Genomic DNA, 13029 nt, shown 5'->3' on the forward strand with positions numbered 1-13029 from the left:
TAACGGGACTGTGGGGCGAATGTCTTCTGCTTATTACACTCAAATCTGGCAAACCGTCCGGCAAATCCCGCCAGGCAAAGTGGCAAGCTATGGCCAGATTGCCGATTTATCCGGCTTACCCGGCCGCGCACGATTAGTCGGTAAGGCGCTGGGAATGGCTCCAGAATCAATGCCTTTGCCCTGGCATCGGGTGCTGCGCAGCAACCTGACACTGGCCTTTGCAGCAGGTACACCACAGGCATTATTGCAGCGCAGTTTGTTGTTGGCTGAAGGTGTTACTTTTCAGGGGCAACGCGTGGCGAAAACAGCGCAGTGGCAACCGGATTTAGCCGAGATGTTGTTTGCGCTGACATATTAGCGCCTGTTGCAATGCCCGGCCTGATCTGGAGAACGGCTTAACTACCCGGCTTAACTACCCGGCTTATCACTTTGCACATAATAGCTAACCTGCGACCGCGGGTTCAGATACTCATAAACCGCTGGCGGTAAGGCGGAAGGCTTCAACACTTTTTCAATAGCCAGTTTGCCCTCTTCCAGACTAATGACCGGCGCTTCCAGCCTTGGGATCTGTGGGTCGTAAACCAGTACATTCGGGTACAACAGTTTGTCGCTATTGACGGACATCACCAGGGCGACACGCTGATCAGTCAGCATCACCACTGTCCCTGGTGGATAAACGCCCATCATTTTGATCAGTTGCGCCATTTGCGCTGCGCCTAATTTCCCTTTCATGCTTTTAAACAAAAAAGACATCGCGTGGTGCGGCGAGCGGGCTTTGCTCGGATCTACCGGATGGCATAAGTTATCAAATTCGTTGACCACCGCCACGATTTTGGCCAGTTCATCAATTTGTTCGCTTTTCAGACCCGCCGGATAACCACTGCCGTCTAACATTTCATGGTGTTGCAAAATCACCGGATAAGCTTCAACCGGAAATGCTTCGGTCAGGCGCAATAAATCGACGCCGTACTTGGTATGCAGTTTTAGTAAATTAGCTTCGGGGGCAGTTAATGGCTCGGTCTTACGCAATATTTGCGTCGGGATTTTTAGTTTTCCCATGTCATGGAACAAAGCACCAAGTCCGGTCAGCTTGATTTTCTCATCACTGAGCCCGAGATTTTTTGCCAGCATCATCGACAACACCGACACGTTTAATACATGATAATAAAGGCTTTCCTGATCTTTGCCTGCCTGGGAAATCAAATGCAATACCAAGGCGTCGGCATTGATGATGGTATCGGCAACCCGATTAATCAGCTCGGTAGCTTCATCCACAGCCTGCAATGGACGACTGCCAATTTTCGCCATCACATTCCGCACCTGCACCATCGACTGTTCAAAGGCTTTTTCGGTCTTCTGAATTTGTCGGCGCTGCTCTTTTGCCTGTTCAATCCGGGCGTTTTTCTCCCGTTCCAGTTCATACCTCAACTGGGCCGCCTGCTGATTTAAATCAATCGCATTCGGTTCCGGCTCCGGGTTCAGGTCAATACTGCTTTTATCGGGAAAAAAATACACAAAGTCCAAATCCAGCGTCTGGATAATGGCAATTTGTTCGTAACTGTCGACTTTAAATTTATTGGAAATAAATGGATGTTTCATCCAATTCACCGGTAACTGGATGAAATAACCTATTTTTACCTGACTGGGACTTATTTTTGCTACTGACACCCGTCACCTTTAAAATCAATGGTCTGCTAATTGATGAGTCTGCCGGATTAGTTTAGCAATACCACATGCAGTTGTCTGTTTTGAAATTCACCGCACTAGCGGTAGTGTTGCTGTAGTTCAGAAAAGTCGTCAATAATAAAATCGGCAAGTTCAGCAAAATGCGCGTTATCAGCTGTGCGATACAAACAAGAAGGCATCCCGGCTCTGGCAGCTGTTTGTAAATCAAACAGATAATCCCCGACAAACAACAACTGCCGGCAATCCAGTTGCCACGTTCCGGCAATGTGCAACAAACCGGCCGGATCAGGTTTTGGCGTACAATCCTCGCGGGTTAACACCAGATCGACGTTAATCTGTAGATTTTTGATGCAAAGTTCGGTCGCCGATTTGATGTTGCGGGTTAAAATCGCCGTGGGGATTTTTTGTTGTTGCAGGTGCTGTAATAAAGCTGCTGCGCCTGGCATCCAGCAGGCTGTGGCTGCGCCTTCCAGTTCAAATTGTTCAATAATCTGCGCTGCCACGGCGACTTCCGCCGGATCGTTTAAAGTGGCCAGATGCTCCAGAATCGGGGTACCCGCCGGCCAGCCCAAGCGCTGACATAACAGTGAAAAATCCAGTCTGGAGTCGACTAAGGTGCCATCCAGATCAAAAATAATACCTTGATGTGTGCCTAATACTGTCATCGGATTTTGAAGGTTCGTCTGTAAAGCCATCGTTAGCGACAATTATTGCACATTCTTTCCGATTGGCAGCAATAGCAAATCAACCAAAACTGCGCTTGCCGGTAAAAACGCTATCCAGGCGTTAAAAACCATAAAGTTCGCACAATAACAGGCAAAAGCAGCAGCCAACGTCGTTGACGGATTGGATCACTCTGGCTGCTGCCCTTTCGGTAAATGGCTCTGTTGGTTACTTTGAAGCCCTGACATCATAACGGACTACGGTCTGGCGGCTTCGTTTACCTGACTACTGACCGTCATTATCTGCCCGTTAGCTGCTGGCAACTGCGCCAGATCACTGATTTCAACGTGGCCACGGCGATGGCGGTTTAACATCTTGTAATTACCTTCATTGCCGGCTTGCTGCGCAAAGCTGGTGATATTAGTGCCATTACAGGTGATCTTGTTTGCGGCATATCTTTTTGACACACCGTTATCCCGCATTTCCACCATAAATTTGATCGGCCGGTCCATTGCGGCACTGACGCAAAGTTTACTGGCCGGGTTATCGTCAGCGGCAACATATTCAACGGCATGAGCTGCAGTCGCAGTCGCAGTGATAGCCAGCAGGACGGCACAACTAACTAGTTGAAATTTTTTCATTGCTGTATCTCCAGAAAGTGATAGATCGCCGGATTGGCGCCTGATCTGTTGGCACTTGTAGCCGCCGGACACTGTCTGATATTGCCTGACACCGTCTGCAGTGGCTGATGCTTGCAGGTCTGAATTAATAGTGGGCTTATTGGCAAAAAAGGTTGTAAATACCAGATTTACGGCTGTAACAACTCTACGGTGAACGCATAGATATTTTTTATTTAATCCATTGATTTAATATGGGATTTTTACCTCACTCAGCTTCTGGAACACATTTTCTGTTACAACAACAAAAAAATCATCAGCCTTTTTGCAGGGTTAACGCGATTGGAGCACAATTTTCCGGAATGAGCTTGCCGCCTGAAACCAACACTATATACTGTATATAATTACAGTACATTATAGATAGAGGTATAGCTGATGAGCACTGTGTCCGAACTGAAGGCCAGTGGCCATATCTGGTCATTGCATGATCAAGCAAGCCCCGGCACTGTGCTCAGTACCGGTTTTGCTGAACTTGACCAACTGCTGGCCGGTGGTTTTCCGGCGCATACCGTGATCGAATTACACAGCCCCATTGGCATCGGCGAGCTGCGGCTATTGTTGCCTTGTTTAACCAGAAGCCAAGCCAGCTCGCAATTACTGGTACTGATCAATCCACCGATGCTGATTGGCAGCCAGATGTTGCAAGCAGCCGGTTTGGCTGTGGAACAGGTTTTAGTATTACAGCCAGCGTCAGCACAAGACGCACTCTGGGCAGCCGAACAATGCCTGAAAAGCGGCTGTTGTGGTTCTGTGGTGCTGTGGCAATCAACCCTTTCGATTGCCCAGCTAAAACGACTGCAACTGTGCGCGCAGCATGGCATGGCCAGTTTGTTTATTTTCCGCGGCCAGCAACAAAGCCAATTATTACTGCCGATAGCACTAAGTCTGCAAGTAAGTCCGGCATTACAAGGGGTCAAAGTTCAGGTGCTAAAACGCCGTGGTGGCTGGCCAATGGCGCCGGTGTTGGTTGATATGACGGCACGCTGGCCCAGGTTGGCGGTGCAAAACGCAGCCGCAAACTCTGCGCTGGTTCTGAGTCACAGTGCCTGAGGAGAACAGAGTTATGGCTTCGTTATGGTTATATCTGCATTTCCCAGCGCTGCAGCTCGACAGTCTGTTTCAGTCACCGCACCAGCCAGCGCCGCAGAAGTTATCTCACCCGCCATTGGCCGCACCCGAACCATCTCCTCCCCCCCTGTGCTTACTGGACGCAGGGACTTTCCTGATCAAACAGCTCAATACTGCCGCGCAGCAGCAAGGCATTAAAGCCGGGATGACCCTGAGCATGGCCAGCGCCCTTTGCCATGATCTGCAGGTACTGCCTTATCAGGCAGAGCAGGAACTGCAATATTTACAACAAATTGCCGCCTTGTTGTACCAAATCAGTGCCGATATTGCCTTAGATCCACCTTGTGCTTTATGGCTGAGAATTGAACCGATGTTGGCGCTGTACGGCGGTTTGGCAGCTTATCTGGGCACCTTGTCGCAGCACATAACGGCGCTACAGCTTCAGACCAGGATGGCGGTGGCCCATAGCGCGGCCGCGGCGCAATTATTATGTTTTAGCCAGCCGGGGTTTGTCAGTGACGACCCGGCATTGATTACTGCAGCCTTGCATCATTGTCCGCTACACCACTGTCAGTTGCAGTCCACAGGGTCTGGCCAGAAAATCCTGCAGCAACTGCAGGCAATGGGCATCAACAGTCTTGGCCAATTGCTGGCCATTCCAAGGTCTGAACTAAGCCGACGATTTAGTGCAGAAGTCATCATCATACTGGATCAGTTAACGGGTGACAGGCCAACAGTGAGCCAGTTTTACCAACCGCCGGAGCAATTTTGCCAGTCACTGGAACTGCTGTATCAGTTGGAACATAGCCAGCAACTGCAGGCCCCCTTAGGGTATTTACTGCAACTGCTGCAAAACTACCTGCAACTGCGGGATCAGCATTGTTATCAACTGCAGTTGCGACTGGAACTGCGTGATCACCCACCTCTGGTACTGAGTCTGCAGTCGGCTTGTGGTGAATACCAACAAGGGCGCTGGTTGACGTTATTTCAGTTAAAACTGCAACAACTGAAATTACCGGCACCCTTGCTGAAAATGCAACTGAGCGCCGGCCAGACGACGGCCCGGGATGGGGATAATCTGCTGCTGTTTGGAGCCCGTTCTCAAGGCGCTACAGCCGATGCAGGAACCACAGTGACCAAAGCTGAGGTCTTGCGCCTACGATCTTTACTGGCGGCCAAGCTCGGGGCCGAACGGGTACAACAACCGCAACTGTTTGCCGATCACCGGCCTGAACTGGCTAATGCTGCTCACGGCTCAGATCTGATTACTGGGGTTGGCGCTTTGGCGGCCAATGTTCAGCAGCACCAGTCCAATCACATACCAAGCGACTTACAGCAGCTGCGGCAAAATCGGCTGTACCTCCCCCCTCAGCTACAGGCCGCAAATCCATCACCACCAGTGACATTACCGCTGCGACCAGGCATGTTGCTGGCGCGCCCTGTGCCGCTAAGGATGCAACTGCAATTACAGCCCGGATTAGAGCGGATCCAGACCGGCTGGTGGGATCAAAACCAGGTGCAGCGTGATTATTACATCGGCCGAAATAATCAGGGGCAGTGGTGCTGGGCGTTTAAGAATACCAGTGGCTGGTATTTACAGGGGTACTTTGCCTGATGCGCTACGCCGAATTGTTTTGTCAGAGCAACTTCTCCTTTTTGACCGGCGCTTCCAGTCCGGAGCAACTGGTCAGCACTGCCGCCAGTCTGGGTTATCAGGCGCTGGCGTTGACAGACGAATGTTCGGTAGCAGGCGTGGTTCGGGCACATCGTCAGATCAAAGAGCAGCAACTACCGTTAAAGTTAATCGTCGGCGCATTTTTCCAATATCAAAGTTCACTGCAGCTGGTGTTGTTATGCCCGGATCGGACAGCCTACGCTGAATTGTGCCGCATAATTACCAAAGCCCGCAGCCGCGCAGTAAAAGGCCAGTATCTGTTGGAATTATGGGATTTAAAAAGTTGCCGCCATTGCTTGGCGCTGTGGTTACCTTGCGGTGAAACCGCGACAGACCAACACTGGGGCGAGTGGCTGCAAAAACACTTTGGCCAGCGGCTGTATCTGGCGCAGCAGCGCTTGCTCAAAGCCGATGATGCCCAAAACCAGCTATATCTGCAGCAACTTGGCCACAGTTTTAGCCTTAAATGCTGCGCTGTAGGCGCGGTGCTGATGCATGACAGCGCCCAATTACCGCTACAGCATGTGCTGACCGCTATTCGGCTGGGAACTACAGTTGCCGCAGCTGGTTTAGCGCTGGAAGCCAATGCTGAGCGCAGCTTAAGACCAATTGCCAAGCTGAAACCTTTGTTTTCAAAAGCATTACTGGAGCAAAGTGCTGCTATCGCCGATGGCTGCCAGTTTAATTTGGACTCGCTGCAATATGAATATCCGGCCGAACTGGTGCCTGAAGGACTAAGCGCCATGCAGTATTTAAAACAACTCGTGGCTGAAGGTTGCCTGCGACGTTTTAAAACCGGGGTGCCGGCGGATATTCAGCAACTGATTACCAAAGAGCTGCAACTCATCGAAGAACTTCATTACGCCTATTTTTTTCTGACCATCGCCGACATTGTCCGTTTTGCTCAAAACCAACAGATCCTGTATCAGGGTCGCGGCTCTGCGGCTAATTCGGTGGTCTGTTATTGCCTGGAAATTACTGCTGTGGATCCTCGGCAAATTTCGGTGTTGTTCGAGCGGTTTATCTCCAGAGAACGTGCCGAGCCGCCGGATATTGACGTCGATTTTGAACATGAACGCCGCGAAGAAATTATTCAGTACATTTACCGGAAATATGGCAGGCAACGTGCGGCGCTGGCGGCCACGGTGATTAGTTACCGGCTACGCAGCAGTGTGCGCGATGTGGGTAAAGCCTTGGGTTTCCATCCAACTCAGCTTGAACACTTTTTGCAGCAAATCAACCGCCGGGATCCCCATCAGCCCTGGTATCAGCAGTTGGCTGCTGTCGGCTTCGATTTGCAATCGGCAATAGCGCAGCAGTTTATTCAACTGGTGAACCAAATCCGCGGTTTTCCCAGGCATTTGTCGCAGCATGTCGGTGGTTTTGTCATTTCTGCCGGTCCTTTGTACGAACTGGTGCCGGTGGAAAATGCGGCAATGGCAGAGCGCACTGTGATTCAATGGGACAAAGATGATTTGGAAACCCTGGGGTTATTAAAAGTCGATATTCTGGCGCTGGGTATGCTCACCGCCTTGCGAAAAACTCTGCAGCTGGTCGCCACGGAGCATCAGCGGCCGTTGCAACTGGCCGACATCAGCCGGATGGGCGACGATCCGGCGGTGTACCAGATGATCCAGCATGCCAACACCGTGGGGCTGTTTCAAATTGAATCGCGGGCACAAATGAGTATGCTTCCCAGGCTCAAACCGGCGTGCTTTTATGACTTGGTGATTCAGATTGCGATTGTCCGGCCTGGGCCCATTCAAGGCGGCATGGTGCATCCGTTTTTACGGCGGCGCAGCGGCCTGGAAGCGGTCAGTTATCCTTCGGTTGCATTACAGGAAGTACTAGGCCGCACCATGGGCGTGCCGATTTTTCAGGAGCAGGTGATTAAACTGGCGATGGTAGCGGCTGGTTTTAGTGGTGGCGAAGCAGATAAGCTACGCCGGGCGATGGCCAGCTGGAAAAAAACCGGCGAGCTGACGCAGTTCTGGCCCAAGCTGCAACAAGGTATGCTGGCGCGGGGTTACACCGAAGCCTACGCCAAACAGATTTTTCAGCAAATTTGTGGTTTTGGCGAATATGGATTTCCGGAGTCCCATTCTGCCAGTTTTGCACTGTTGGCTTATGCCTCGGCCTGGCTGAAATATTATTATCCGCTGGAGTTTTTTACATGTTTGCTCAATAGCTTACCAATGGGCTTTTATTCGGCATCGCAGCTGGTGCAAGATGCCACACGCCAGCAACTGCGGATCCTGCCGGTCTGTATTCAGCATTCTGGTTGGGATCATCAGCTAGAACATTTGCCGGTGAGCCAGTTGCCCGATGCCAGTCAGACAGCGACTACCGGTCGGGCATTACGACTGGGTTTTCGGCAAATTAAAGGGCTCAATCAGCAACGTTGCCAGCACATGGTCGCGATGCGGCCCGCCAATGGTTTTGCCAACCTCGCCGCATTAAGCCACAGCGGCATGCGCAAAGACGATTTAGCCCTGTTGGCCAGCAGCGGTGCTTTGCAACTATTGAGTGGCCATCGATATCAAAGCCGCTGGCAGTTACAGGACAGTCTGACCGATTTACCCTTATTTGCTGATATGGCGCTGGCAGCTGTCGCACAAACCGCGCCCGCCTACCGCAGTAGCAAACAGCTGGAACTGCTCGCAGAACCTCAGTCGGTGGCGCCATTGCCGCCTCAGCACAAAGCCGGGGATCTGCAACTGCTCACCGAAGATCCGGCACCGTCACCGGACTTAGATTCAGCAGCGTTTACCCTGCCAGCCCCAGCGCCTATTGATGATTTAATTGAAGATTATGCCAGGCTGGGGTTAAGTCTTCATCAACATCCCATGGCATTGCTGCGCCAGGCGGGTTTACCACACAAGGTGAAAACAGCTGCGCAACTGAATAGCCTGAATGATAAAACCGCAGTGCAGGTGGCGGGTTTGGTGACTGCACGACAAAGCCCGGGCACTGCGGGTGGTGTTACTTTTGTAACGCTGGAAGATGAAACCGGCAATGTTAATTTGCTGGTGTGGCGCGCCACGGCCATCGCACAAAAAACGCCTTTTTTAACCGCCAGATTATTATGGGTGCATGGCATGTTACAACGCGAAGGTGAGGTCATTCATGTGATCGCTGGTCAGCTGCAAAGCCTGGATCATTTACTGCCAGAGCTGCAAAGTGCCAGCCGTAATTTCCATTAAACTAGGCATCGAACCAACATTGAGAGTAACTCACTTATGGCTGAGATTTTTGTTGTTGCTCAAGTTGTTGTACCTGTTGCCATAAAGCTTCACTTTCTGCGGTTAAATCAGCAAATAACCGCAAATTGCCACTGCGCTGCGCCAGCATTGCCTGCTCCAGTTTTTGATCGTATTGCTGACGCAGTTTTTTGACCGGGTCTTTTTTAAATAAACCAAACATCACTTACTCCAAATTACGAAAATCTAAACCATAGGCTTAAGACTAACTACGCAACCAAGGGCAACAAAGTTCATTGATACCGCGATAATCCGGCAGCAGCCTCCACCCAGGCGCAAAACGGCAGCGGTAATTCAGCGATATAACTGCATACGTTTGCAGACTATCACCCTTTAGCAAAAGTCTGCGCTTTAGCCGCTACACTCCGGAGCCGGACACTGTTAAACTCAAACCGACTTTGTGGACAAGGATACCTATTGTGATGCGCGCTGCCCTCTCCTTCACCAAATCTGCTACCGCTATATGTGTGGTTATGTTTTTCTCAGCACCGCTGCTGGCCAATAGCGAAGGCAGTTTGCAACAACGCCAGTATGCCCATCAGTTTGGTAAGGTCTCGATCGAAGCCTTGCAACAAGCCGACGGTCAGCGCGAATTTAAATTACAAACCGCCGGCAAGCGAAAAACTATCGATGTTGATGCAACGCAGCTACAGGTTCACAGCAACAATGCGTTATTTGATGCACTGTTCAGCCTGACACAACAGGAACGTGCACAAAACAGTGTCAGCGAAATTACCGACTGGGGCTTTAACGATCAGCAACCGGTGCCCTGTCCTTGTTTTGAAACCGGCGCCAAATGGCATTATGTCTGGACCCGCGATTTATCCTACAGTCTGGATTTAGGCTTGGGTTATCTTGACCCGGAACGCGCTACCAATTCGTTAATGTTCAAAACATCCAAAGTCCGGCCAGAGCTGATTGCCCGTGGCGTGGCGCCGACCGAAGTCGCATTGCAGGACACCGGCTCCGGCGGCAGTTGGCCGGTGAGTTCCGATCGGGTCGTTTGGGTGTTAGCCGCTAGCAACTTAACCGCCAAAGCGGCAGATGAAGGTTCCAGCAGTGACGCGCAACAAGCCTGGTTGGAAAAATGGTACCCCATTGCCAAACAAACCTTGTTGCAAGACCGCCAGCATATTTTCAGCAACAAGCTCGGTTTATACCGTGGTGAAACTTCATTTTTAGACTGGCGTGAGCAAACTTATCCAGGTTGGACCGCAAAAGATACGCTGTATCTTGCTGAATCTTATGCACTCTCTACCAACGTGCTGCATTATGTCGCGCTGGAACGCACCGCAGCTGCAGCTAAAGTACTGGAACCGGCGATGGCCGCACAGTTCAGTCAGTGGGCTGCGGCACTTAAAATCTCCATCAATCAGTCGTTCTGGCTGGCTGAGCAAGGGTTATATGCCAGTTATATTGGCGAAGAATATAACCCGCTACCAGTGCAACAATTTGATTTACTTGGCCTTTCCTTGGCCATCACCCATCAGGTCGCAAACAGTGCCCAGGCGTCGCAAATTCTGGCCAATTACCCGCTGACCCCGGCCGGGCCTCCGGTGATTTTTCCGGCACGGCAACAAATCCCGATTTACCATAACCGCGCTATCTGGCCTTTTGTCAGCAGTTATGCGCTGCGCGCTGCCAAACAGCAGCAACATACCGAGCTGTTTCATTTAATTGCCATGTCGTTGTTTCAGGGCGCAGCCTTTAATCTGTCGAATATGGAAAACCTGGAATGGTTAACCCAGCAAGAGCATGTCGATGACGGTGAGTTATCCGGTCCGGTGATTAATTCCGAGCGTCAGCTCTGGTCCGTGGCGGCTTATCATGATTTTGTTGCGAACAGTTTGTTTGGTATCGAGATTAACGCCCGCGAACTTCGGATCAACCCCTTTATTCCGGCGCTGACCCAACAAGCTTTGCAACTAGGTAAAGAACTGAAATTACAACAACTGCCGATTGCTGCAGGCCGCTTGAATGTCACGTTAAAACTCAATGGCAGCGCTAGCCGCGCGCAAAGTTACCGTTTACAAAAAGCGCTGCTAAACGGCGTCGAAACTGCATTAACCGCTACACATCAGCTGACGCTGAAAGTGGATGATTTATCCGGTGAGCAAAACGAGCTGGAGCTTGAACTGACCGCGGTTGACATGCCACGGCAAAACCTGACGCGGCTCAAAGCTGCCAATCCAGCCAAGCTAACCGCAACAGAGCAACACACCTTATTTGCGCCGAAAGAGCCGCTGCTGAGCCTTATACAAAACAGCAAAGGCCAGACTGAACTGACCTTCGATAGTAATGGCGAAGAAAAAACCCGCTTCACCTTGTACAAAAATGGCAGTAAGGTGACGTTAAAACGGGGAAAAACCGATTACACCGACACCGATCGCAGCAAGGTCAGTCAGTGTTATGCTTTGGTGCAGAGTTACCAGAGCAAACCTCATAACAGCAATTTAACCTCATTGCCGAGCAAAACCCTCTGTACTACGCCTGGCCAGCAAATCTTTGTCGCAGGTCAGGGTTTACAAAGCCCGGATCTTGTCGCCAGTAAACATCTGAGTTTGGATGTCTTTAAAAACTGGGGCTTGCCCGAGCAACAATTACAGCTGACTTTCAACGCGGCACATAGTGGCCCGCACCGTTTACAACTGCAATATTTTATCGACAACGGTCCAATTAATACCGGCATTACGGCAGTGGTTAAAACCGCCCGGATCCAATGTGGTGAAGCTAAACCGCAACAAGGCACCCTCGTCATGCCACATTTGTCGATTGCCACTGAACAAGGTGTTTCATCACAGCTGGAATTTCAGGCGACTGCCAGCCAAAGCTGTGCCATCACCATCCAGGATGGTTTTAATATGAGTTATTTACAGCATTTTGAGCTTTACACCGGCGGCAAAGGTGGTCGCAGTGGCCCGTTAAATCAGGCAGTTATCCATGCAGCCAGCATAGTTCCGGCAGCAGATTAACAACACACGACATTAAAATTTTAATCAAATGGCTCACCAATGACCGCCTGCAGTCATTGGCTGCCGTTTGCAGGAGCAGTTTTGAACCGGTATTTGTTGTTAGCGTTGTTCTCAGCGATTTGTATGGCGAGCAGCGGTATTATTGCCAGATATAGCCAATTATCCGCCGCCGAACTGACCTTCTGCAGGCTCGCTGTTGGCGCCTTGTGCCTTGGCTTGTTCTTGTTACTCAGTGGCAAAGGCCAACAACTTACACGCTGGCCAGACCGAATTGTTGTCATCAACGGCATCTTGCTGGCCAGTTTTATGCTGGGGTTTTTACAGGCCATTCAAAGCATTAGCCTGGCCAACGCTATTATGCTGGTGTATCTGGCACCACCGCTAACTGCGGTGGTTGCTCATTTTCTTTATGACGAAAAACTCACCTTGCTGAGCTTACTGTTTATTGCCTTGTCGGTACTTGGTTTTGCCATGCTGCAGCAATTTAAACTCGATTTAGCGCTGACGCCTGCGCAATTACCTGGTTTTGGCTTTGCGGTGTTTTCGTTGCTGACTTACGCTGGGTTTTTATTACTTAACCGCAAACCGCTATCCGCACAATCAACAACATCGGCAACATCGGCGCCATCCGCTTATCAGCGCAGTTTTTATCAATTATTGCTCGGCGCTTGTTGTGTAGTACCTTTTTTAACTAACAGCCACCTGCCACCGGTGACCGAATTACCCTGGATTTTACTTGCAGGTATTTTCCCCGGTTTCCTGGCGATTGTTGGTGCCATCGTCGCGCTGCAGCATTTGCCGGTCCGGGTGTTTGGCACCTTAGCCTATATCGAACCTGTAACCGTGATATTGGCCGGCTGGTGGTTATTTCAGGAAGTGTTGATGCCAGTGCAGCTGGCCGGCGTGCTGCTGATTTTAGGTTGTGGTGTGGCGCAGGCCGCACTTGCCAGACCATCCGCTGCGTAATCATCCCCAACCACTTGCCAGACCGGCCAAGCCTTTGCATACTGGAAGTGGAAATTCATCGG

General features: G+C 50.8%; 10 protein-coding genes. 6 read left to right on the forward strand and 4 right to left on the reverse strand.

Going from position 1 to position 13029, the window contains the following annotated elements; genetic code table 11:
* The first annotated feature begins 19 nt into the window (after positions 1-19).
* Positions 20-358: an MGMT family protein gene (locus tag A5320_RS15270; protein ID WP_068066474.1), complete on the forward strand. Its 339-nt coding sequence runs from the start codon at positions 20-22 to the stop codon at positions 356-358.
* A 50-nt stretch (positions 359-408) separates the two neighbouring features.
* On the opposite strand, the gene A5320_RS15275 is transcribed toward A5320_RS15270, so the two are convergent.
* The 3 genes from A5320_RS15275 to A5320_RS15285 form a co-directional block, all read right to left on the reverse strand.
* A complete protein-coding gene (locus A5320_RS15275) occupies positions 409-1668 on the reverse strand; it encodes an HD-GYP domain-containing protein (RefSeq protein ID WP_068066477.1) in 1260 nt (419 codons plus the stop codon).
* Positions 1669-1763: 95 nt separating this feature from the next.
* Positions 1764-2351 carry an HAD family hydrolase gene (locus tag A5320_RS15280; RefSeq protein ID WP_068066880.1) on the reverse strand — a complete coding sequence of 196 codons (588 nt, stop codon included), beginning with the start codon at positions 2349-2351 and terminating at the stop codon, positions 1764-1766.
* A gap of 255 nt (positions 2352-2606) precedes the next feature.
* Positions 2607-2990 carry a DUF3718 domain-containing protein gene (locus tag A5320_RS15285; RefSeq protein ID WP_068066480.1) on the reverse strand — a complete coding sequence of 128 codons (384 nt, stop codon included), beginning with the start codon at positions 2988-2990 and terminating at the stop codon, positions 2607-2609.
* 411 nt (positions 2991-3401) lie between these two features.
* Here A5320_RS15285 and imuA point away from each other — a divergent pair, with 411 nt between their 5' ends.
* The 3 genes from imuA to A5320_RS15300 are packed head-to-tail and all read left to right on the forward strand — an operon-like array spanning position 3402 to position 8972.
* The gene (gene imuA, locus A5320_RS15290) at positions 3402-4076 is read left to right on the forward strand and encodes a translesion DNA synthesis-associated protein ImuA (protein WP_068066483.1); all 675 of its coding nucleotides are present in this window, start codon (positions 3402-3404) and stop codon (positions 4074-4076) included.
* Between the two features lie 13 nt (positions 4077-4089).
* Positions 4090-5709, forward strand: a complete 1620-nt coding sequence (locus A5320_RS15295) for a Y-family DNA polymerase (protein ID WP_068066486.1) — start codon at positions 4090-4092, stop codon at positions 5707-5709.
* Positions 5709-8972, forward strand: a complete 3264-nt coding sequence (locus A5320_RS15300; RefSeq protein ID WP_068066489.1) for an error-prone DNA polymerase — start codon at positions 5709-5711, stop codon at positions 8970-8972. The genes A5320_RS15295 and A5320_RS15300 overlap by 1 nt, the downstream gene beginning before the upstream one ends.
* A 34-nt stretch (positions 8973-9006) precedes the next feature.
* Here A5320_RS15300 and A5320_RS15305 read toward each other — a convergent pair whose 3' ends face one another.
* Positions 9007-9192 (reverse strand): DUF6435 family protein, encoded by a 186-nt coding sequence (locus A5320_RS15305; protein ID WP_068066492.1) that lies wholly within the window; start codon positions 9190-9192, stop codon positions 9007-9009.
* Between the two features lie 310 nt (positions 9193-9502).
* Between A5320_RS15305 and A5320_RS15310 the strand changes: the two genes are divergently transcribed.
* Both A5320_RS15310 and A5320_RS15315 read left to right on the forward strand, forming a co-directional pair.
* Positions 9503-12001, forward strand: coding sequence for a hypothetical protein (locus A5320_RS15310; RefSeq protein WP_068066495.1), 2499 nt, complete (start codon positions 9503-9505; stop codon positions 11999-12001).
* An 81-nt stretch (positions 12002-12082) separates the two neighbouring features.
* Positions 12083-12967: a DMT family transporter gene (locus A5320_RS15315; RefSeq protein WP_157605917.1), complete on the forward strand. Its 885-nt coding sequence runs from the start codon at positions 12083-12085 to the stop codon at positions 12965-12967.
* The last annotated feature ends 62 nt before the right edge of the window (positions 12968-13029 follow it).

The organism is Rheinheimera sp. SA_1, from assembly GCF_001669775.1.
Classification (GTDB): Bacteria; Pseudomonadota; Gammaproteobacteria; order Enterobacterales; family Alteromonadaceae; genus Pararheinheimera.

Excerpts from the sequence above, each read along its gene's own strand:
- A5320_RS15270 (WP_068066474.1), top strand. The coding sequence starts at position 20 with ATGTCTTCTGCTTATTACACTCAAATCTGGCAAACCGTCCGGCAAATC.
- A5320_RS15280 (WP_068066880.1), bottom strand. The coding sequence starts at position 2,351 with ATGACAGTATTAGGCACACATCAAGGTATTATTTTTGATCTGGATGGC.
- A5320_RS15285 (WP_068066480.1), bottom strand. The coding sequence starts at position 2,990 with ATGAAAAAATTTCAACTAGTTAGTTGTGCCGTCCTGCTGGCTATCACT.
- imuA (WP_068066483.1), top strand. The coding sequence starts at position 3,402 with ATGAGCACTGTGTCCGAACTGAAGGCCAGTGGCCATATCTGGTCATTG.
- A5320_RS15295 (WP_068066486.1), top strand. The coding sequence starts at position 4,090 with ATGGCTTCGTTATGGTTATATCTGCATTTCCCAGCGCTGCAGCTCGAC.
- A5320_RS15300 (WP_068066489.1), top strand. The coding sequence starts at position 5,709 with ATGCGCTACGCCGAATTGTTTTGTCAGAGCAACTTCTCCTTTTTGACC.
- A5320_RS15305 (WP_068066492.1), bottom strand. The coding sequence starts at position 9,192 with ATGTTTGGTTTATTTAAAAAAGACCCGGTCAAAAAACTGCGTCAGCAA.
- A5320_RS15310 (WP_068066495.1), top strand. The coding sequence starts at position 9,503 with ATGTTTTTCTCAGCACCGCTGCTGGCCAATAGCGAAGGCAGTTTGCAA.